Origin of the sequence: Streptomyces iconiensis (genome assembly GCF_028657195.3) — a bacterium.
Classification (GTDB): Bacteria; Actinomycetota; Actinomycetes; order Streptomycetales; family Streptomycetaceae; genus Streptomyces; species Streptomyces iconiensis.
The window spans coordinates 49,794-70,748 of record NZ_JANCPR020000009.1 but is presented as its reverse complement, the minus strand read 5'-3'; the positions used below and the strand labels follow the sequence as shown (position 1 = coordinate 70,748).

General features: G+C 71.0%; 13 protein-coding genes. 4 read left to right on the top strand and 9 right to left on the bottom strand.

The annotated features are described in order from the left end of the window. Positions 1-8: 8 nt before the first annotated feature. Positions 9-4,346, bottom strand: a complete 4,338-nt coding sequence (locus NMN56_RS11175) for a nitrate- and nitrite sensing domain-containing protein (RefSeq protein ID WP_274044145.1) — start codon at positions 4,344-4,346, stop codon at positions 9-11. 594 nt (positions 4,347-4,940) lie between these two features. On the opposite strand from NMN56_RS11175, the gene NMN56_RS11170 reads away from it, so the two are divergent. After that, positions 4,941-5,156 carry a hypothetical protein gene (locus NMN56_RS11170; protein ID WP_274044146.1) on the top strand — a complete coding sequence of 72 codons (216 nt, stop codon included), beginning with the start codon at positions 4,941-4,943 and terminating at the stop codon, positions 5,154-5,156. Positions 5,157-5,301: 145 nt separating this feature from the next. Here NMN56_RS11170 and NMN56_RS11165 read toward each other — a convergent pair whose 3' ends face one another. The 3 genes from NMN56_RS11165 to NMN56_RS11155 all read right to left on the bottom strand — a co-directional run bounded on the left by NMN56_RS11165 (position 5,302) and on the right by NMN56_RS11155 (position 9,914). After that, positions 5,302-5,559, bottom strand: coding sequence for an acyl-CoA carboxylase epsilon subunit (locus NMN56_RS11165; protein WP_274044147.1), 258 nt, complete (start codon positions 5,557-5,559; stop codon positions 5,302-5,304). A 65-nt stretch (positions 5,560-5,624) separates the two neighbouring features. Then, on the bottom strand, positions 5,625-7,265 hold the full coding sequence (locus tag NMN56_RS11160) for an acyl-CoA carboxylase subunit beta (protein ID WP_274044148.1): 1,641 nt from the start codon (positions 7,263-7,265) through the stop codon (positions 5,625-5,627). Positions 7,266-7,475: 210 nt separating this feature from the next. After that, the gene (locus NMN56_RS11155; protein WP_430542545.1) at positions 7,476-9,914 is read right to left on the bottom strand and encodes a polysaccharide lyase 8 family protein; all 2,439 of its coding nucleotides are present in this window, start codon (positions 9,912-9,914) and stop codon (positions 7,476-7,478) included. Between the two features lie 245 nt (positions 9,915-10,159). On the opposite strand from NMN56_RS11155, the gene sph reads away from it, so the two are divergent. Then, positions 10,160-11,146, top strand: a complete 987-nt coding sequence (gene sph, locus NMN56_RS11150) for a sphingomyelin phosphodiesterase (protein ID WP_430542544.1) — start codon at positions 10,160-10,162, stop codon at positions 11,144-11,146. A 119-nt stretch (positions 11,147-11,265) separates the two neighbouring features. Here sph and cimA read toward each other — a convergent pair whose 3' ends face one another. Continuing rightward, entirely contained in the window at positions 11,266-12,885 is a 1,620-nt protein-coding gene (gene cimA / locus NMN56_RS11145; protein ID WP_274044151.1) for a citramalate synthase, read from the bottom strand. 698 nt (positions 12,886-13,583) lie between these two features. Continuing rightward, complete coding sequence (locus NMN56_RS11140) at positions 13,584-14,804, bottom strand: TolB family protein (protein WP_274044152.1); 1,221 nt, start codon at positions 14,802-14,804, stop codon at positions 13,584-13,586. A 284-nt stretch (positions 14,805-15,088) separates the two neighbouring features. On the opposite strand from NMN56_RS11140, the gene NMN56_RS11135 reads away from it, so the two are divergent. Further along, positions 15,089-16,174 carry a S1 family peptidase gene (locus NMN56_RS11135; RefSeq protein ID WP_430542528.1) on the top strand — a complete coding sequence of 362 codons (1,086 nt, stop codon included), beginning with the start codon at positions 15,089-15,091 and terminating at the stop codon, positions 16,172-16,174. A gap of 174 nt (positions 16,175-16,348) precedes the next feature. On the opposite strand, the gene NMN56_RS11130 is transcribed toward NMN56_RS11135, so the two are convergent. Together NMN56_RS11130 and NMN56_RS11125 are read right to left on the bottom strand one after the other, a co-directional pair. After that, positions 16,349-17,452, bottom strand: a complete 1,104-nt coding sequence (locus NMN56_RS11130) for a branched-chain amino acid aminotransferase (RefSeq protein ID WP_274044153.1) — start codon at positions 17,450-17,452, stop codon at positions 16,349-16,351. A 259-nt stretch (positions 17,453-17,711) separates the two neighbouring features. Beyond that, positions 17,712-18,752 carry a 3-isopropylmalate dehydrogenase gene (locus NMN56_RS11125; RefSeq protein WP_274044154.1) on the bottom strand — a complete coding sequence of 347 codons (1,041 nt, stop codon included), beginning with the start codon at positions 18,750-18,752 and terminating at the stop codon, positions 17,712-17,714. Between the two features lie 165 nt (positions 18,753-18,917). Between NMN56_RS11125 and NMN56_RS11120 the strand changes: the two genes are divergently transcribed. Next, positions 18,918-20,540, top strand: coding sequence for a purple acid phosphatase family protein (locus NMN56_RS11120; RefSeq protein WP_274044155.1), 1,623 nt, complete (start codon positions 18,918-18,920; stop codon positions 20,538-20,540). A 49-nt stretch (positions 20,541-20,589) separates the two neighbouring features. Here NMN56_RS11120 and NMN56_RS11115 read toward each other — a convergent pair whose 3' ends face one another. Then, a complete protein-coding gene (locus NMN56_RS11115; RefSeq protein ID WP_274044156.1) occupies positions 20,590-20,724 on the bottom strand; it encodes a hypothetical protein in 135 nt (44 codons plus the stop codon). Between the last annotated feature and the right edge of the window lie 231 nt (positions 20,725-20,955).

The window sequence follows — 20,955 nt, the reverse complement described above, 5'->3', positions numbered from 1 at the left end:
GGACTCAACTAACGCTCCTGCTGGTAAGTGGGGCCAATGCCGCGGCCGTCCGTACCGGCCTGTCGGCCCTGCTGGATACCGCGGCGGAGATTGGTCAGTCGCCCCCGTACGTCATCAGGCGCACGCGAGACCTGCGGACCTGACTGTGCGGACGACTGCTGCTGTGCGGTACCCGCGACCAGGTTGGCGCGGGGCACGCGACGCGGCAGGCCCGACGTGGTGACTCCGCCGGCGGCGGGCTGGCGTACCTGTTCGGCACGGCGCCAGCGCTCGTCGTTGGGCGAAGCTCCCCAGTTGGCACCCGTGTCGGTGTCGGTGCTCCCACCCGTGCCGTTCTCCGCCGCGTTCCGCGCCGGCTGGCGCTGAGGCATGGGAGGAACCGCCGAGGCGGGTTGCCCCGGGCGCGGTGCGGACTGCGCCTGGGGCGGCTGCGGAGGCATGTCCGCCGCAGCTTCCTGAGCCTGCGCCGGCTGTGGGGACTGTGGGGGTGCCTGCGCAGGGGCCTGTCCCGAGCCACGGAACCAGTTGGATTCCATGGACTCGAATATCGGAGTCCGGGCGTCGGCCGGGGCCGGGGGCCCGGAGGGTATGCCTTCGGCCGAGCCGTTCGGCGCTGCCGCCGGGGTACGTGCCGCGTCCTGGCCCTCGCTCTGGCCGCTGCCGGCGCCCGTGTATCCGGGCCGGGCGTACTCGCCCGTGGCTTCGGGCTCGTCGTGGCCGCGCGGTGCGTCCTCGGCGCCTGGGCCAGGCTCGGGGCGTGCCCAACTGGGCCGTCCCTGCTCGCCGTCCGAGGGCGCGCCTGCCTGGCCCGCCGGAGTGCCGCCCGCCGGGGTACCGCCCTGGGGGCGCCCCGCCGCGCTGCCGGGCACGCCGAGATCGGAGTACGTCTGGCGCGCGAACTCGGTGGTGTCGTCCGGGCCGCCGCCCGCCTGCGGGCGCCCGTACTGACCGGTGTCGGCGGGGCCGGCAGGGGCCTCGCGACCGTCGGGCTGTGCGTACTCGCCCGTGTCGGAGGGACCGCCCGGGTGCGGGAACTGCCCCGTGTTGCCGTGCCCTTCGGGACCCGCGCCGGGCTGGGCGTACTCACCCGTGTCGCCGGGGCCGCCGGAGCGGGGCTGCGGGTACTGGCCGCTGTGGCCGGGACCGTCGGGACGCACCTGCGGGAACTGGCCCGTGTGACCGGGTCCTTCGGGGCGCGCCTGCGGGAACTGGCCCGTGTTGCCAGGCCCGTCGGGGCCGCCCGGCTGCGGGTACTGACCACTGTGGCCGGGACCGTCAGGACGCACCTGCGGGAACTGGCCCGTGTGACCGGGTCCTTCGGGACGTATCTGCGGGAACTGCCCGGTGTTGCCAGGACCGTCGGGGCGGGCGCCGGGCTGGGCGTACTCGCCGGTGGCGGCGGGACCGCCGGACTGGGGCTGCGGGAACTGGCCCGTGTTGCCGGGTCCGTCGGGACCGCCCGGCTGGGGGTACTGACCGCTGTGGCCAGGTCCGTCGGGGCGCACCTGCGGGAACTGGCCCGTGTGGCCGGGTCCGTCAGGGCGTGCGTCCTGCTGGGCGTGGCGGCCCTGCGAGCCCTCGGCGCGTACCTGCGGGAACTGCCCTGTGTCGCCGGGGCCTTCGGGCCGTACCTGTGGAAGCTGGCCGGTGTGGCCGGGTCCGTCGGGGCGTGCGCCGGGCTGCGGGTACTCGCCCGTGTCACCCGGGCCGCCGCTCGGGCCGCCGGGCAACTCGCCTGCGGGACCGCCGCGTGCGGGCAGGGAGGGGGAGCCGCCGGGCGCCTGGCCGGGGCGGCCGGGTGAGGGCGCGCCGCCGAAGAAGTCGGTGGGCGGCTCTGCCGAGGCACCGGGGGCGCCGGGCGCACCGCTGCCGGGGAGCGCGGGCCGCTGGGCGCCGCCCGCGACCTGGCCGCGCGGCGGCACGGCGTCGAGCCGCGTCCCCGCGCCCTGACCCGCACCGGCGCCGAGGCCGGGGGCTCCGGGCACACCGGGGCCGCCGTTCTGCGGGCCGCGCTGGAGCGCAGCCGCGAGGTTGCCGCCCTTCTGGGCGCGGTTGGGCACGGGAGGAGCGCCCGCGGGGCCGCCGGCGCGGCCCTTGGGGACCTGGCCGCCGCCCTGGGCGACATCGACGGGGAGCATGACCAGCGCGGTCGTGCCGCCGGAGTCGGAGGGGCGCAGCTGGATGCGGATGCCGTGCCGCAGGGACAGCCGGCCGACCACGAACAGGCCCATGCGCCGGGAGACGGAGACATCGACCGTCGGCGGGTTGGCCAGCCGCTCGTTGATCGCGGAGAGGTCCTCGGGCGAGAGGCCGATGCCGGTGTCGTGGATCTCGATGAGCACCCGCCCGTCGGGCAGCGCGTGGCCCGTGACCTTGACCTTGGTCTGGGGCGAGGAGAACGAGGTCGCGTTCTCCAGCAGCTCGGCGAGCAGGTGTACGAGGTCGTTGACGATGCGGCCCGCGACCTCGCTCGCGGGCACGGAGTTCAGCTCGATGCGCTCGTACTGCTCCACCTCGGAAGCGGCGGCGCGCAGCACGTCGACGAGCGGGACGGGGCGCGTCCAGCGGCGTCCCGGCTCCTCGCCCGCGAGGACCAGGAGGTTCTCGCCGTTCCTGCGCATGCGGGTGGCGAGGTGGTCGAGCTTGAAGAGCGAGGAGAGCTGGTCGGGGTCGGCCTCGCGGGACTCCAGTTCGGAGATCAGCGAGAGCTGACGCTGAATCAGGCCCTGGCTGCGGCGCGAGAGGTTGGTGAACATCGCGTTGACGTTCCCTCGCAGCAGCGCCTGTTCACCGGCGAGGCGGACGGCCTCGCGGTGCACGTCGTCGAAGGCGGCGGCCACCTTGCCGATCTCGTCCCGGCTGTGCACGCCGACGGACTCGACGGAGGTGTCCACGTCCTGCGGCTCGGCCTCGGACATCTGCTTGACCAGCTCGGGCAGGCGCTTGCGCGAGACCTCCTGCGCGGTGTCCTGGAGGCGGCGCAGCGAACGGACCATGGAGCGGGCGACGACGAAGGCGCCGACGAGCGAGATGCCGAGGACCAGGAGGATGGCGGCACCGCTGAGGAACGCCTCGCGCTGTGCCTCGGAGCGCAGTTCGCGTGCCTGCTGCTCCATTTTCTCCAGGAGCGTCTTCTCGATCTTGCTCATGTTGTCGATCTTGGAGGCGTCCTGGTCCATCCAGTCGACGAACGTACGGTTCTGCTTCTTGATCGCGTCCGGGCTGTGCAGCATCCGGTCGCGGTACTGGTCCGCCATGCGGACGTTGACGTCGCCGCCGTCGATCGGCTTGGTCAGCGAAGCGGTGCGCTCCTCGCCGTAGATCTGGCGGAAGCTGTTCAGCTCGGCGCGCTCACTGTCCGTCGCGGTCCTGGCGTACAGCCGGTCGCTCTCGGACAGCTTGGGCGTGGGCTGGCGGGCGAGTCCGGCCGAGATGATCGCGCGCTGGATGGAGGCGAACTCCTTGGCGCTGGAGAACGCGGCCAGCGCACGGGTGCTCTGGATCATCTCGCTGTTGCTCGTGGCCTGCGCCATGTCCTGCGAGAGGGAGAGCAGGGAGTCGATCAGCTTGTTGTAGCTGTTGACCGTCTGCGAGACGTACGACGGGTTCTCGTAGGCGCGCTCGCGGATGGTGTTGATCGCGGTGAGCTGACGGGTGATGTCGAGAACGGTGGACTGGACGCCCGCCATCACCTTGTCGCTGCCGTCGATGTTCCCGGTGTCCTCCTTGAACGCCTGGAACGCGGCGTCGGTCCGCTCGCGGGGTGCGACGACGAGGTCGTCCTTCTCGTTCCCCGTGCTGACCAGGGGGCCGGCCGAGCGGTCCCGCTCCTCCTGGAGCGCGGCTGCCAGCTCGGTCGCCTGCTCCGTCATCTCGGTGAGGAGCTTCATGTTGTCGAGCTGGTCGACGTTGGACAGCGAGGTGGAGATCCGCATGCCGCCGAGCGTGGTGGCGGCGATGACCGGGAGCGCCAGCAGGGAGACCAGGCGGGTGCTGATGCGCCAGTTGCGCAGGGCCATGCGTGAGCCGGGGTCGGGGACATCGGGAACGTCCGGGGTCTGACCCGGCTTCCCCTGCTTTCCCTGCTTCCCGGACTGCGGCTTCCCGGCCTTGGCGGACTTGCCGCCCTTGCCCTTGTCGCCCTTGCCGGACTTCCCGGACTTGCCAGAGGGAGTCACGGACCCGTCGCCTCCGCTCGCGCCTTCCCCGGGAGCGCCATAGGCCCCCTGCGCGAACACGGCGGAGCCGCCGTCCTGGGCGCTCTGGGGCTGGGAACCGCGGTCGGCCGAGCCACGCGCCTCCGGGTCCCCCTCAGCGCTGCCATCCCTCTTGAAACGTCCCTGCACTAGCGTCGCAACCTCTGGACCAGGCGTCCCCCCGCGCACGGCGGCGGAACGGTATCGAGTCGTGGGGGTCCAAGGCCCCCCGGGCGGTCGTCATGACCGGCGCGTCCCCCCTCGCCCTCGCGCGACGCTGCACTGCGCCTGGCACGCGACGGTTACGGGCGCCCCCTGACGGCAAACAACGCCTGGGGGATTGTCCTGCTGCGGCGGTCCGTGGAATTCCAGCACAGTGCCGGATCTCCAACAAGGGCTGTGGATAACGACTGAAGCCCGGTGACTGATCGGTTACATGCCCTCACGCGCCGTAGAAGAGAGCCACTTGAATTCCGGACTTTCCCGTACGATGCGCCCACCCTCACCGGGTGCCCAACTAGCCTGCAGTGAACGCGTATTGCCCCATTGGACCGCTCTGTCCGATAAAGGATCTGGATTCAACGATTCCTTATGTCGCTTTTGACCCAAGGTTCGTGAGGAAACTCACAGGCGGGGCGTTGCCTAGATCACGTCATGAGTGGGAATAGCGGGCCTACTCTCGGCGTTTACACCCTGCAGAGAACTGACAAGCAGCCGAACGCGAGCCGAGCGAGGTACGGGCCAGTGAAGTCCACCCTGACGATGCGGAACATAGCCAACCCGCGCCGCACCACCCTGGCACATCTCGACGACGCCGACGAGATGACGACCCGGGCCGTCGCGGCGCAGGAGGCCGAGGACGGCCGGGAGACGCCCGAGCACGAGGACAGTGCCCAGCTCCCCGCACGGACCGCGAACCCCCGCCGTACGGTGCTGGTGGACGAAGCGCCGACGGACTGAGCACCACTCCCCCGTCCACGCAGAAGCGCGTGGGGCCCCGGAGCGATCCGGGACCCCACGCGCTTTTGTCTGCCCGCTGCCGCGCTGCCGGTCACCGGCTGCCGCGTACCGGCGGCCGGTCACCGGCTACTGCCGACTGCCGGCTTCAGCCCTGCCAGCTGTGCGGTGCACGGAAGCCGTGCTGGCGCTCCAGTCGGCGCCAGCCCGCCTTCGTCGTACGCCGGGAGCGTACGGGCACCTGCGCGTGCCGGGAGGTGGCGGCGGCACGGGCGAGCAGCAGCGCGGTGACGGCCGCCAGTTCTTCCTCGTTCGCCTCGCCCTTCTCCACACGTACCAGGCTCGCGGAGTCGGCGTCGGCGTTCAGGGGGCCCGTACTGCCGGGCTCCTCAGGGGTGTTGTTCATCTGCGCTCTCCCATTGAGTGCGTGTCGCTGTGTGTCGCTGTGTGTGACCGGGCGGTGCCCACTCATCACTGCGGGGGGTTGCCGTGCTTGCGCGACGGCAGGTCGGCGTGCTTGCTGCGGAGCATCGCGAGGGAGGCGATGAGCACCTCGCGGGTCTCGGCCGGGTCGATGACGTCGTCCACCAGCCCGCGCTCGGCGGCGTAGTAGGGGTGCATCAGCTCGGCCTTGTACTCCTTGACCATGCGCACCCGCATGGCCTCCGGGTCGTCGGCAGCCGCGATCTGCCTGCGGAAGATCACGTTGGCCGCGCCCTCGGCGCCCATCACCGCGATCTCGTTGGTCGGCCACGCGTAGGTCAGGTCGGCGCCGATGGACTGGCTGTCCATGACGATGTACGCGCCGCCGTACGCCTTGCGCAGCACCACGGAGATGCGCGGCACGGTCGCGTTGCAGTACGCGTAGAGCAGCTTGGCGCCGTGCCGGATGATGCCGCCGTGCTCCTGGTCGACGCCGGGCAGGAAGCCGGGTACGTCCAGCAGCGTGAGGATCGGGATGTTGAAGGCGTCGCACATCTGCACAAAGCGCGCGGCCTTCTCGCTGGCCTCGATGTCGAGCACACCTGCCAGGGACTGCGGCTGGTTGGCGACGATGCCCACCACGTCGCCGTCCATCCGCGCCAGGGTGCAGATGATGTTGGTCGCCCAGCGCTCGTGGATCTCCAGGAAGTCGCCGTCGTCGACGAGTTCCTCGATCACCTTGCGCATGTCGTACGGGCGGTTGCCGTCTGCGGGCACCAGGTCGAGCAGCGCGTCGCCGCGCCGGTCGGCGGGGTCGTCGGTGGGCTCGACCGGCGGGTTCTCGCGATTGTTCTGCGGCAGCAGCGACAGGAGGTAGCGGACCTCCTCCAGGCAGGTCTCCTCGTCGTCGTAGGCGAAGTGCGCGACGCCTGACGTGGCGGCGTGCACATCGGCACCGCCCAGGCCGTTCTGCGTCACCTCGGCACCCGTCACCGCCTGGACCACGTCGGGGCCCGTGATGAACATCTGCGAGGTCTCGCGCACCATGAAGACGAAGTCGGTCAGCGCGGGGCTGTAGGCGGCGCCGCCCGCGCAGGGGCCGAGCATCACGGAGATCTGCGGGATCACACCGGACGCCTTGGTGTTGCGCTGGAAGATGCCGCCGTACCCGGCGAGCGCCGAGACGCCCTCCTGGATACGGGCCCCGGCGCCGTCGTTGAGCGAGACCAGGGGCGCACCGGCCGCTATGGCCTTGTCCATGATCTTGTGGATCTTGGTGGCGTGCGCCTCGCCGAGGGCGCCGCCGAAGATCCGGAAGTCGTGCGCGTAGACGAACACCGTCCGGCCGTGGACCGTGCCCCAGCCGGTGATCACACCGTCGGTGTACGGCTTCTTGGCCTCCAGGCCGAAGCCCGTGGCACGGTGCCTGCGCAGCGGCTCGACCTCGCGGAAGCTGTCGTCGTCCAGCAGCAGCTCGATACGCTCCCGCGCGGTCAGCTTCCCCTTCGCGTGCTGCGCCTCGGTCGCCCGCTCACTGGGGCCGCGGTACGCCTCGGCACGGATGGCGTGCAGTTCGGCCACGCGTCCCCGTGCGTCCCGCGCCTCGGTGTGCGAGTCGGCGGCAGGCACGGAGTCCGGAGAGGGCTCGATCGCCTCGGTCCTGGGCGACGGCTGGGGCAGATCGGTCATGTATAGACCCTACGAAACCCGGGGCCCGATCGCCGTCGTCAGATTCGTACAGTCTCCGCGCCCGTTTCATGGCTGCGCTGGACAGAACCCGGAGCGCGCGACACCGCCAAGCGGCGGAGTCTCTCATGCGAAGGCACGGGGGCTGTGGGGTTCCCACAGCCCCCTACCTGCGATGTTCGGCGTCCAGGCCCGTCTGCGGGTGCCCTGTGCTCAGCCGAGCCTGACCTCGCACCTGAGCGTGGCGCCCTCCCTACCCGGGGTGACGCGCAGCCGGAGCCCCTCGCTGCCGGTGCGTGCCTCGATGCCGTCGTCGGCCGAGACCACGGTGGTGCCCCTGCGTGCCCAGGTCACCTCGAAGGGCGTGCCCGAGCGTACGGGTTCGGACAGGTGGAGGGTGGCCTTCCGCCCTCTCGTCCGCACCAGCACGCTGGCGGGAGCCGTGGAAGTGAGGGCCCCCGTTCCGCTTCCGACCGTGCCCGGGGCCCAGAAGTTGGCGGCGCTGAGCCCCAGGGAGCGCACCGTGACCGCTTGCTGGGCCCCGGTGTTGGCGTCGACCGACAGCCAGCGCGGGTCGGCGGCGCGTGCGGCGAGCTGGCGTGCGCCGGCGCCCGGCATCAGCAGGTACACGTAGTCGGCGCCCGACGGATCGCTGCCGTGGTCGGTCCAGAGGGTGACGTAGCGGCGGGTGAACGTGTCCGTGACGCTACGGGTGTTGATGTCGGACCACGCGCCCGTACGGTCCTCGCGCAGCGTGGACAGCCGGGTACCGCCGGGCCACACCCAGCCGCCGTGGCCCTCAAGGTGGGCCCAGCGGGCGTGCCGGAAGGTGCGTTCGGGATCCGGGCCGCCCGGCAGGCGCCTGCCGTCGACGGTGAGCGCGTGGGCGCCGCGCTCACCCAGATTCCTGTTGTCGAAGACGGTCTCGACCGGAACCCCGTCCGTACTGGTGATCCCCGCGCCCATGCACACGACGGTGTCCGCGAGGCAGAACCAGGACTGACGGGCCGTCAACGTGCTCTCCAGGCCCTTGAGATGCTGGCCCACGGCGGCGAACTCACCGTCCGTCGCGCCGCCCACCCACGCGGTGTCGGGCCGTGCCTCGCCCCAGCCGCCGCCCGCGTTGTCGGCGAGCTTCTTGGTGGAGACGGTCGTGCCGGGCAGCCGCTGCCAGTCCACGGTGGGCCAGAAGTTGTCGCCGTACTGGTCGAGCGTTTCCGCTGGGCCCCACCAGTAGAGCATTCCGTCGCCGGTGTGCCAGCCGCGCGGATTCTCGCCGTTGCCCGACTCGTAGTAGGCGATGCGCTCGGAGGCGAGCGAGAGGCCGGCGCACCATCCCGGGCGGCGGTGGACGGAACGGGCCATGGCGGGGAACAGCTTGTGCCCCACGGGCTCGGGCGCGCTCTCACCGCCGTCGTCGGCCAGCGCGTGCAGCCGCGCGAGGTCGGCGACGCCGAACTGCTTGTCGGTGAGCATGGGCAGGGCCGTGTCCCGCTCGATCCAGCCGCGCACCGCCGCCTCCCACCGGGTGCGCTCCGCCTCGCCCGCCGTACGCGCCAGGACGGCGACGGCGGCGGCGAGCTGGTGGCCGCGGGTGTGGTCGCTCTGGAGGATCTTGCCCGTGTCCTCCTTGAGGATGCCGCGGGATATGGCCCGCCCGCTGACGCTGTCCATCATCAGGCCGTTGTGCATCAGTGGTGCGTAGGCGTTCTCCACGCTGTCCAGAATGATCCGCCGGTTGGGGTCGGTGACCTCCCAACTGGTCCCGTCCAGCAGCGAGAAGAGCCGCCCGAGCCCGTCGAGCAGCACATTGCCGTAGGTGCCTGAGTAGGCGACGTAGGTGTGCTGGATGAAGGAGCCGTCGGCGTAGAGCCCGTCGCCCTTGGTGACGTACGGGAAGACGGGCGAGAGCGCCTTCGAGGCCAGCGCGATCTTGCCGGGGGCCTCACCGACGATGCCGCGTACGGCGTGGACGCGGCAGAAGTCGACACGGTTGGCGCCGGTAGAGGTCCCCGTGTACGTGTCGAAGACGGACTCCGGCAGGAAGTGGTCGACGGCGGCGAGGTACCTGTCACGGTCGGCCGCTGGTATCAGGCCGTGGAGCACGGCGAGCGTGTCGGTGAGCGGGCGCGTGGCGCCTATCTGCCAGTCCCACCAGTTGCCGTAGCGGGTGGTGGAGGGGTTGTAGACGCGGTCGTGCACGTGCTGGAGGCCGGTGGTGACGGCTTCCAGCAGCGCGGCGTCGCCGGTGAGGCCGGTGCCGGGCTGGGCGTGCGCCATGGCCATGGTCGCGAGGCGGTCGTAGGACTGGGTAACGCCGGTCGAGGGGTCGAACGGGACATCCGGGAAGAGGGAGCCGGCGGCCGGCGCCATCGCGTCGCGCAGCGCGGCGGCGTCGGTACCGAGCTGCTTGAGCCGCCCGGCATAGGGCTCGGCCTCCGGGTCGTAACCGGTGCCGAGGTAGAGGTCCAGCCACCGCTTGCGCAGCGCGGCGAAGTCGTCGGCGGCGGCGCCGGGTCCGGGCCCGGTTCCGGATCCCGGTCCCGACTGGGCGCCGTGGGCCGGTGCTCCGGCCAGGGTCGCGGTGACAACGCTTGCTCCGGTGGTGGCCAGAAAGGCTCTTCGGCTCCATGCGGATCGTGATGGCACGATGTGCCCCTCTCGAACGGGCTTCACAGGCTGACGAGTTGAGCGCTGGTCTAGCACGCGGAGAAGGCCGCAACAATGGTCACGGCAGAGAAAGGGCAAGCGCTGTCTATCCGGAGGACGGCCAGGGGTTACCCCGAAGTAATGGGAGCTGCTTAGATGTGCGGGCCCCCGTCACCCCCACTCACCGGGAGTTCTCCGTGTCCAGGCGACGACCCACGCCCCGCCTCCTCCTCGCCTCCGCCGCCGCGGTGGCGCTCAGCGCGACGGCCCTCGCGGGCACGGGAGTCGCGCCCGCCGCGGCCACCCCGTCCGCTGCACCCGGTCCGGGTGCGGACGGTGCGGGTGCTGCCGCGGACGGAACGACGCCGCGCCTGCGGGTGCTCACGTACAACGTGTTCCTGATGAGCAAGAACCTGTATCCCAACTGGGGCCAGGACCACCGCGCCCGGGAGATACCGAAGGCGGCGCCCTTCCGCGGGAACGATGTCGTCGTCCTCCAGGAGGCGTTCGACAACGCCTCCTCGGACGCGCTCAAGAGCAACGCGGCAGGGCAGTACCCGCACCAGACCCCCGTACTCGGCCGCTCCAAGAGCGGCTGGGACGCCACGCACGGCGCGTACTCCGCCACCACGCCCGAGGACGGCGGCGTGACGGTGCTCAGCAAGTGGCCGGTCGTGAAGAAGGAGCAGTACGTCTACAAGCAGGCGTGCGGCGGCGACTACTTCTCCAACAAGGGTTTCGTCTACGCCGTGCTCGACGTCAACGGCACCCGGGTGCACGTCGTGGGCACGCACACCCAGTCGACCGACGACGGCTGTACGGACGGGCAGGCGCCGAAGATCCGCAGCGCGCAGCTGAAGGAGATGGACGCGTTCCTGGACGCCAAGAAGATCCCCGCCGATGAGCAGGTGATGGTCGCAGGCGACCTCAATGTCGACGCCGCGTCCCCCGAGCACGCCTCGATGCTGGCCGACGCGGGCCTGTCCGACTCCGACAGCCGCACGGGCCGCGGCCCGTCCTTCGACACGGAGCACAACTCCGTCGCGGCCGACCGCTACCCGGGGCTGCCCAGCGAGGACCTGGACTACGTCCTGCACCGCGAGGGCCACGCCCGCCCTGACGGCTGGCGGAACGAGGTGCTGGACGAGCGCTCCGAGCCCTGGACCGTGAGCAGTTGGGGCAAGAAGTACACGTACACCAACATGTCGGACCACTACCCGGTGGTCGCCCGCTGACGGTGCGGTGACCGCGCTCGGTGACCGCGTCCGCTGACGGGTGCCTCACAGTTGCCCGTCAGCCGGACACCCGGTGGCCGCCCCGCTGACGGGACGACCACCGGCGAAGGCGCGGCGCGTCAGGCGCGGGGCTCGGCCCCGGCGCGCAGCAGGCCGTACGTGTAACCGTCGTCGAGGGCCTGCCAGGAGGCGGCGATGACGTTGTCACCGACGCCGACGGTGGTCCACTCCGCGCCGCCGTCGCTCATGGAGACCAGCACGCGCGTGGTGGAGGCAGCGCCGTGCGCGCCCTCCAGGATGCGCACCTTGTAGTCGACCAGCGCGAGCCGGGCCAGCTCGGGATGGAGGCGCTCAAGACCGGCACGCAGCGCGCGGTCGAGCGCGTCGACGGGGCCATTGCCCTCACCGGTGACGACGATCCGCTCGCCCTTGGCCCACAGCTTGACGGTCGCCTCGTTGACCTGCACACCGTCCGGGCGCTGTTCGACGATGGCACGCCAGGACTCCAGCTCGAAGAAGCGGGGCGCCGTGCCGGCGGCGCCGCCCTTGACCTCGTCGCGGAGGAGCAGTTCGAAGGACGCGTCCGCCGCCTCGTAGGTGTAGCCCTGCAGTTCCTGTTCCTTGACGCGCTCGACCACGCGGCCGACCAGCTCACGGTCGCCGCTGAGGTCGTAGCCCAGCTCCTTGCCCTTCAGCTCGACCGAGGCGCGTCCCGCCATGTCCGAGACGAGCATCCGCATGGTGTTGCCGACGAGTTCGGGGTCGATGTGCTGGTAGAGGTTCGGGTCGACCTTGATCGCGGAAGCGTGCAGCCCGCCCTTGTGCGCGAAGGCCGACGTGCCGACGTAGGGCTGGTGCGTGGAGGGGGTGAGGTTGACGACCTCCGCGATGGCGTGCGAGACGCGGGTCGTCTCGGCGAGCGCGCCCTCGGGCAGCACGCGCTTGTCGTACTTCAGCTCCAGCGCCGCGACGACGGGGAACAGGTTGGCGTTGCCGACGCGTTCGCCGTAACCGTTGGCCGTGCACTGGACGTGGGTGGCGCCGCCGTCCACGGCGGCCAGGGTGTTGGCGACGGCGCAGCCGGTGTCGTCCTGCGCGTGGATACCGAGCCGGGCCCCCGTGTCGGCGGCCACGGTGCGTACGACGGCCTGGATCTGCGCCGGGATCATCCCGCCGTTGGTGTCGCACAGGACGACGACATCGGCGCCCGCCTCGTACGCAGCGCGTACGACCTGCTTCGCGTAGGCGGGGTTGTCGTGGTAGCCGTCGAAGAAGTGCTCGCAGTCGACGAAGACCCTGCGCCCCTGCTCCCGCAGGTAGGCGACGGTGTCGGAGATCATCGCGAGGTTCTCTTCAAGGGTGGTGCGCAGGGCGAGTTCGACGTGCCGGTCATGGGACTTGGCAACGAGGGTGATCACCGGCGCCTCGGAGTCGAGCAGCGCCTTGACCTGGGGATCGATCTGCGCGGGTACGCCCGCCCTGCGCGTGGAGCCGAAGGCGACGAGCTGCGCGTGCCGGAAGCCGATCTCCTTGGGCGCGCGCGCGAAGAACTCGGTGTCACGCGGGTTGGCTCCGGGCCACCCGCCCTCGATGAAGCCGACGCCGTAGTCGTCCAGGTGGCGGGCGATGGTCAGCTTGTCGGCGACGGTGAGGTTGATGCCTTCGCGCTGGGCGCCGTCGCGCAGCGTGGTGTCGAAGACGTGAAAGCCGTCCGAGACGCTGTCGGTGTCCGTGGTCATGGCTGCTGTGACTCCTGTACGGATGAGTGGTGGTCCGGAATGCATGGCTCCACTTGCCCCCATCATCCCTCGCGCCTTCGCCTCCGGCTGCGGGTGGGCCGGAAAACGAAAAGACCCCTCGCGGGTGCGAGAGGTCTGCGCGCGGGTCTGGGGCACGGTGGCCGCTGCCGCACAGGTTCTGCCTGCGGCAGTCGGTCACTGCGGACCGGCGCGCCTGTTGCCAATAATCATGACGAAAGAGGGCACGAGGGCAGTCTGGCACACCACTGCCCTCGGCTCTGGGGCGTCTCACCATGCGGGCTGCGGCGCGGTTACGGTCCCGCGCCTTGCCTGTTCAGCGGCCTGCTGCCGCCTCGTCCGTCTCCCGGGGCTCCGCCCCTTGCGGGGCCCGCTGTCGCGGGGATCGCGATCGTGTGGGTGCGCTTGTTCGGCACCGCCGGACAGCGCCGCTGAGGGGCTCGCCGTCGCGGCGGGGAGGGGGTGGGCCCCTCCGCCGCGGGGGAGGGCTCGCCGTGGGTATTTAGGGGCGCGGGGAACTGCGCGACCAGCCACGGACGGCGCGAGGACGGCGGCGAAGCGGCCCCACCCCCAAGGGGCGCGGGGAACTGCGCGACCAGTCACGGACGGCGCGAGGACGGCGACGAAACAGCACCAAAGCGGCGAGGCCCCACGAGGCGGCGAGGCCCCCCGCGAGGGGCCTAGGCGTGGGCCACGTAGATGTCCCAGTCCTCGTTGGTGTCCTTGGTGGTGAGGGCGTCCGGGGTGGCGTAAGCCACTGTCTTGGCGGCGTTGGAGAGTGCGTGGGGTGTGGTCTCCACGTAGTTGCCGGCCGGGTTCGGGGTGATCTGCCGGGCCGGGGCCGAGGTGGTCAGGTCGAGGAGGTATGTGGGTGAGGTGCCCTCGCCCGCGTACAGGAGGGCCTTGCCGTCGGGGCTGGGGACCGGGGAGCGCGAGAAGGAGCCCTTGCCGTGCCTGCCCGGTACGCGCCGCAGCTTCCCGGTCTCGGCGTTCCACACGAAGGCGTTGACCGCCTTGTCGTTGTCGCCCGGCACAAGACCGTCGTCGCCGGACTGGAAGGTGACGAAGCGGCCGTCGGCCGTGGTGACGGGCTGGGTGGAGTCCCGGCCCCGCTGCTGGTCGCTGGTGCTCTTGCCGTCGAGCTGGGTGAGCGCGCTGTTGGTCAGGTCGCGTACGAACACGTCGCAGCAGTCGGCGCGCGGCCCGGTGGTGAAGTTGTAGCGGTAGCTGAACCTCGTCGCCTTGTCGTCCATGGTCAGGTCCGAGACCGTACGGTCCTGCCAGTCGGGCTTGCTGTGCGCGAAGGCACGCGTTCCGCCGCCTTCGCGGTCCTTGAGGTAGATCCAGGCGTTCTCCTCCTCGCCGGGCGGCGGGGTGCCGATGAAGGCGACGTACTTGCCGTCCGCGCTGATCGCGGGGTTCCGGCCCTGGACGTCGTAGGAGATCGTCGGGGTCTTGATCTGTTCGGTCTTCCCCGTGGCGAGGTCGTGGGTGTGGACGCGCCTGTCGCCTCCGCCGTCCTCGGTGGTGAAGGCGACCACCTTGCCGTCGGCGCTGAGCACCGGTTCGGAGGCGGTACGGCCCGCTACGGCTATGCGCTCGGTCTTCCCCGAGGCCAGCGTCTTGACGAAGATGTCGGCCGCGCCGTTGTCGTCCCCCGCGACGAGATTGCTCGCCTCCGAGGTGAAGACGGCGAGCGTGCCGTCGCGGCTGACGCTCGCCTCGCGGGAAGGCCCGTTGGCCTCGGTCCCGTCGGCCGCGACGCTGATCCGCTCGGTGCGCGGCGTCGCGGCCTTCTCGGCCGCCGTGTCCCCGGGCGCCGCGAGCGCGGGCACGGCGAAGGTGGCGGTGACGGCGGAGACAAGCGCGGCTCCCAGAGCCGCGCGCTTGGCATTGCGCATGGTGCGTTTCCCCCTGAAGTACGGATTCCCCCGTGCCCTCCTCCGTCAGGAGGGCGTATACGGCATCCAAGCAGAGCCCTCATGTACGGGACAATCCGCGCTTTTACGTACAACCTTCGCACCGGGCCGGGAGTCCGTCTCTCTGTAGGGACACCTCAACTCCGGCCGCAGTTCCCCTTGTTGGGGACACCGGGGGCGCGCACCCTCTCGCGCTTCGGCGGTTTCCGCTGTTTACTTCTGCGTTTGACAGGTTCATACCAGAGCCATGAAGTGGAGACGCCATCGTGCTGAGCAAGCGTGCGACTCTCGCCGTCGTCAGCGCCGCCGTGCTGACGCTCATCCCCACCACGCTGGCAGCGGCCTCGGGCTCTGCCCAGGCCCCCGCCCCCGCTACCGAACAGCGCGACCCGGGTGTCCGGGCGTCCACGACGGACTACGCCCTCGACTCCAAGATCGACCGCACGCTCGGCTCCCGCAGCGCGGGCAGCTATCTCGACGCGGAGACCGGCAAGCTGGTCGTCACCGTGACCAGCGAGAGCGCGGCCCAGCAGGTACGGGCCGCGGGCGCAGCCGCGCAGCGCGTACGCCACAGCGCCGCCGATCTGCGCGCCGCCATGACGGCGCTGGACAAGCGCGCCGCCACTCCGGGCACCTCCTGGGGCGTGGACCCCAGACGCAACCAGGTGGTGGTGGAGGCCGACTCCACCGTCTCGGCCACCGCGCTGGCCCGGCTGCGCACCGTGGCCAAGGGCCAGGACGGCGCCGTACGGGTCACCCGTGTACCCGGCACGTTCCGCGAGGAGGTGCTCGGCGGTGACGCGATATACGGCGGCGGAGTGCGCTGCTCGGCCGCGTTCAACGTCACCCAGGGCAGCACCCGGTTCTTCGTCACAGCGGGGCACTGCTCCGAGTCGGCAACCAACTGGAGCGCGGTGTCCGGCGGTCCCGCCATCGGCAAACAGGAGGGCTTCAGCTTCCCCGGCAACGACTACAGCCTCGTGCGCTACAGCGACGGCTCCAACCCCGGCGGTTCCGTGAACCTCTACAACGGCAGCAGCAGGGACATCACCGGCGCGGCCAACGCCGTCGTGGGCCAGAACATCCAGAAGAGCGGCAGCACCACCAAGGTCACCAGCGGCACCGTCACGGCGACCGGTGTCACCGTCAACTACGGCAGCGGCAACGTCGTCGAGGGCATGGTCCGTACGACCGCCTGCTCGGCGGGCGGGGACAGCGGCGGCGCCCACTTCTCCGGCGGCACGGCGCTGGGCATCCACTCGGGCTCGTCCGGCTGCACCGGCACCCAGGGCTCGGCCATCCACCAGCCCGTACCCGAGGCGCTCTCGGCCTACGGGGTCAGCGTCTACTGACCCGGCGGCGTTCCCTCGGCCGACCGACCGGCTGACCAGCAGCTGATCAGCCACCGGCCGACCGCCGGCGGGCACACGCACGGGGCCCCGCGCAGCCTGCTCGGGGCCCCTTCACCGTCGTGCCGGCTCAGCCGGGTTCACGAGTTCACCGTCGTGGCGGCTCGTCGAGGCGGCTCAGTCGAGCTTGTGCATCCAGCCGTGCGTGTCCTCTGCGCGGCCGGTCTGGATCGCCAGCAGCGTCTCGCGCAGCTTCATGGTGATCTCGCCGGCGCCGCCGTCGGCGACCTTCCACGCGGCCCGCGCGGACTTCGCCTCGCCGACCGGAGTGATCACGGCCGCCGTACCGCAGGCGAAGACCTCGCTGATCGAGCCGTCCTCGTTGCCCAGCCGCCAGTCCTCGGTGGAGATACGGGCCTCCTCCGTGGCGTACCCCAGGTCGGCGGCGATCCGGAGGAGCGAGTCCCGGGTGATGCCCGGCAGCAGCGTGCCGGTCAGCTCGGGGGTGACGACCTTCGCCTCGGCGCCCTCGCCGTAGACGAAGTAGAGGTTCATGCCGCCCATCTCCTCGATGTAGCGGCGCTCGACGGCGTCCAGCCAGACCACCTGGTCGCAGCCCTGCTCGGCCGCCTCGGCCTGGGCGACGAGCGAGGCGGCGTAGTTGCCTGCGCACTTGGCCTCGCCCGTGCCACCGGGTGCAGCGCGCACGTACTCCTCGGAGAGCCAGACCGAGACCGGCTGCACGCCACCGGGGAAGTACGAGCCCGCGGGCGAGGCGATGACCATGAACGTGTACTCGTTGGCGGGCTTCACACCGAGCCCGACCTCGCTCGCGAACATGAACGGACGCAGGTACAGCGACTCCTCGCCGACCCCGGGGACCCAGTCCTTGTCCTGCTTGACCAGCAGTTCACAGGCTTCGATGAAGGTCTCGACCGGCAGCTCGGGCATGGCCAGGCGGCGCGCGCTGCGCTGGAACCTGTGCGCGTTGGCGTCCGGGCGGAAGACCGCCGCCGAGCCGTCGGGCTGCCGGTACGCCTTCAGGCCCTCGAAGATCGACTGCGCGTAGTGCAGCGTCATGTTGGCGGGGTCCATCTGGAGCGACGCGTACGGCTGGAGCTGGGCCTCGTGCCAGCCGCGGCCCTCGGTCCACTTGATGGTGACCATGTGGTCGGTGAAGTACCGCCCGAAGCCGGGGTCGGCCAGCACCGCGTCGCGCTCCGCCGCAGGCAGCGGCTGCGCGGAGGGCTTGAGATCGAAATCGATTCGGGGCGTCGTCATGTCAGCGCGTCCTTCGCTTGTGTCGTGTCGGACCGCGCCCCCCGGCACGTCCGGTAGCCGAAACCGGTACGTGGACGTCCGAGCATTACCTCGTACAGCGGCCTCACGTTCGATTATCGCGCGAGAGGAGCGGTGCAGAAGCCACGGGGTGGGCGGTCCTGTGAGAGATGGTGGCACCCGACCGCCGAGTAGCACAGCTGCACGCAGCACAGCGGCCGGGCACCGGGCCCGGCCGCTGGAGAAGCGGGAGTTCCGAGCCCTAGCTCGCTACTCGTACCGCCAGCGCGTCACCGATCTCATCGGTGGTGCGGACCGCGCCAGAGCGCTCGGCGAGGTCGGCGGTGACCGCCGCGTCGACGCGCTCGGCCTCGGCCTCGTAGCCGAGGTGGCGCAGAAGGAGCGCGGCGGACAGCACCGTGGCGGTGGGGTCCGCCTTGCCGGTGCCCGCGATGTCGGGTGCCGAGCCGTGAACCGGCTCGAACATCGAGGGGAACGCGCGGGAGGGGTTGATGTTCCCCGAGGCCGCGAGGCCGATACCGCCGCTGACGGCGGCGGCGAGGTCGGTGATGATGTCACCGAAGAGGTTGTCGGTGACGATCACGTCGAACCGCGCCGGGTCGGTGACCAGGAAGATCGTGGCCGCGTCGACATGCAGATAGTCGGTGCTGACCTCGGGGAACTCCTGGCCGACCCGGTCGAAGGTGTCCTTCCACAGGTGACCCGCGTACACGAGGACGTTGTTCTTGTGGACCAGCGTCAGCTTCTTGCGCGGACGGGCCTGCGCACGCGCGAAGGCGTCCCGGACGACCCGCTCGACACCGAAGGCGGTGTTCACGCTCACCTCGTTGGCGACCTCCTGCGGGGTGCCCTTGCGGATGCTGCCGCCGTTGCCGACGTACGGCCCCTCGGTGCCCTCGCGGACGACGACGAAGTCGATGTCCGGATCGCCCGCGAGCGGCGACGTGGTGTTGGGGAACAGCTTCGAGGGGCGCAGGTTCACGAAGTGGTCGAAGGCGAAGCGGAGCTTGAGCAGCAAGCCGCGCTCCAGCGTCCCCGAGGGAACGCTCGGGTCGCCGATGGCGCCGAGCAGAATCGCGTCGTGCTGCCTGATCCGCTCCATCTCGGCGTCCGGGAGGGTCTCCCCCGTCGCGTGCCAGCGCTTCGCGCCGAGGTCGTACTCCTCGGTCTCCAGCTTCACGTCCTGCGGGAGGACGGCGGACAGGACCTTGAGGCCCTGGGCGACGACCTCAGGGCCGATTCCGTCACCGGGGATCACTGCGAGGCTGATGCTGCGAGACATGGCGGAGACCCTACTCCGCGTCCCAGCGCCTGACACAACCGTTCCACATGGCGGACGCCGACCCCGGCACGACATCGTGCCGTCGCCGTGCCGGTCGGGCGCCGTTCACCGCGTGTACTCCCGCGGGTCTTCCGCGAGTTGTGACCCGCGGGGAACGTGTTCTCCATGACTGCCAACGACCTTCCGAACGTGGGCATCCCCGGCCGGCTGGCCGCGCGGATGAGCATGGCCGAGCAGCACGCGTATCTGCGCGAGAAGCTGGCGCCCCGTACCCGCGGCGCGCGCTCAGGGCCCTCGCGGCGCGGGGTGCTGTACGGCGGCGGACTCGTCGCGGCGAGCGCGGCCGGAGCCACCGGACTCGTCGCCGGCTCGGACTCCGCGCTGAGCGGCGAACCGGCGCCGGCCGGGCCCACGCTCGCCGTCTCGCCCGTGAAGGTGGACGGTTCGCTCGTCGCGCCCTTCGGCCGCCATCTCGCCTTCGGCGCCGACCCGAAGACCCAGATGCGGATCTCCTGGCAGGTCCCGTTCGCCGTACGCGGCCCCTATGTGCGCGTCGGCCTCAAGCCCTGGGACCTGGGCCGCAAGGTCGATGCCGAGACGCGCCCCCTGCGCACACCGTCGCTCGGGCGCGACGTTCCCGAGGTCGAACAGCACTATCTCCACGCCGGACTCGACGGGCTGCGCCCCGGCACCACGTACTACTACGGCATCGGCCACGAGGGCTTCGACCCGGCCTCGGCCGAACGCCTGGGCACCGTCGGCTCGTTCACCACAGCGCCGTCGGCGGCCGACGGCGGGTTCGTCTTCACCGCGTTCGGCGACCAGGGCGTCAGCTACGACGCGCTCGCCAACGACCAGCTCCTGCTGGGCCAGAACCCCGCCTTCCATCTGCACGCCGGCGACATCTGCTACGCCGACAGCTCGGGGCACGGCAAGGAGTCCGACACCTACGACGCGCGCGTGTGGGACCAGTTCCTCGCCCAGACCGAGTCCGTGGCCGCGCGGGTGCCGTGGATGGTGACGACCGGGAACCACGACATGGAGGCGTGGTACTCACCCGACGGATACGGCGGCCAGTCGGCGCGCTGGTTCCTCCCGGACAACGGCCCCGACCCCGAAAAGGCGCCCGGCGTCTACGCGTTCGTGTACGGCAACGTCGGTGTCGTCGCGCTGGACGCCAACGATGTCTCGTACGAGATCCCCGCCAACCGCGGCCACACCGGCGGGGCGCAGACGCGCTGGCTCGCCCGCACGCTCAAGCGGCTGCGTGCCACCCCGGGGCTCGACTTCGTCGTCGTCTTCTTCCACCACTGCGCGTACTCCACGAGCACCCACGCGTCCGACGGCGGCGTACGCGACGCGTGGACCGGGCTCTTCGACGAGCACCATGTCGATCTCGTCGTCAACGGGCACAACCACGTGTACGAACGGACGGACCCCGTACGGGGCGGCGAGCGCAAGCGGAAGCTCGCCGTCGGCGAGACGACCGTTCCGTCCCGGGACGGAACGGTGTACGTCACCGCCGGCGGCGCGGGCAAGGAGCTGTACGACTTCCCCGCGCCCGACAGCTACGAGGGCGCGCTGAACGAGAGGGACAGCGTGCGCAGTTTCCGCTGGACGAAGGGGCGGGTCCGCGCACCTGACCGGGTCGAGTGGTCCCGTATCCGCTACACCGGCTACTCGTTCCTCGCGGTCGAGTCCCGGCCCGGCACACAGCCCTCGCTCGAAGTGACAGCCCTCGCCGAGTCAGGGCGGCGCATCGACCACTTCGCGGTGGCGCACCGCTGAGGACGGCGAACGGTAGCGGAACGGTAAGGGACCGGGAAGCTGCGAAGGCTCAGCCGCGGCGGTCGAAGGCGCGCTGGAGGGCAGCCGCTGCCTGACGGCGCTCCTCCTCACGGAGGCGGGCGGCGGCGCGGGAACGGCGGGTGCGGGAGGCCGGGGCGGTGTGGGGAGCGGTGGTGGTGGCCATGGAAAGCAACTCCTTCTGCACTGCGCACGGAGAACGCGAAGAGATCTGCGATGCGGCCGGAAGGGGCGGGAGCGGTCCGTGCGGCAGGGGTCGCCTGCGAAAAGTACGGATCCTCGACCGCCGACGCTCGATGGAGCGGGACGTTCGGCTCCTACAAAGATAGGAGCGAACGGCCGTCATGTCTCGCCAATTAGTTGGCCTTCCTACTATCTGAGACGAGCCCCACACAAA

Coding starts and splice junctions, on each gene's coding strand:
- NMN56_RS11130 (WP_274044153.1), bottom strand. CDS start 17,452: ATGACGACGCCCCGAATCGATTTCGATCTCAAGCCCTCCGCGCAGCCG.
- NMN56_RS11140 (WP_274044152.1), bottom strand. CDS start 14,804: ATGCGCAATGCCAAGCGCGCGGCTCTGGGAGCCGCGCTTGTCTCCGCC.
- NMN56_RS11165 (WP_274044147.1), bottom strand. CDS start 5,559: ATGAACAACACCCCTGAGGAGCCCGGCAGTACGGGCCCCCTGAACGCC.
- NMN56_RS11120 (WP_274044155.1), top strand. CDS start 18,918: ATGACTGCCAACGACCTTCCGAACGTGGGCATCCCCGGCCGGCTGGCC.
- cimA (WP_274044151.1), bottom strand. CDS start 12,885: ATGACCACGGACACCGACAGCGTCTCGGACGGCTTTCACGTCTTCGAC.
- NMN56_RS11115 (WP_274044156.1), bottom strand. CDS start 20,724: ATGGCCACCACCACCGCTCCCCACACCGCCCCGGCCTCCCGCACCCGC.
- NMN56_RS11125 (WP_274044154.1), bottom strand. CDS start 18,752: ATGTCTCGCAGCATCAGCCTCGCAGTGATCCCCGGTGACGGAATCGGC.
- NMN56_RS11160 (WP_274044148.1), bottom strand. CDS start 7,265: ATGACCGATCTGCCCCAGCCGTCGCCCAGGACCGAGGCGATCGAGCCC.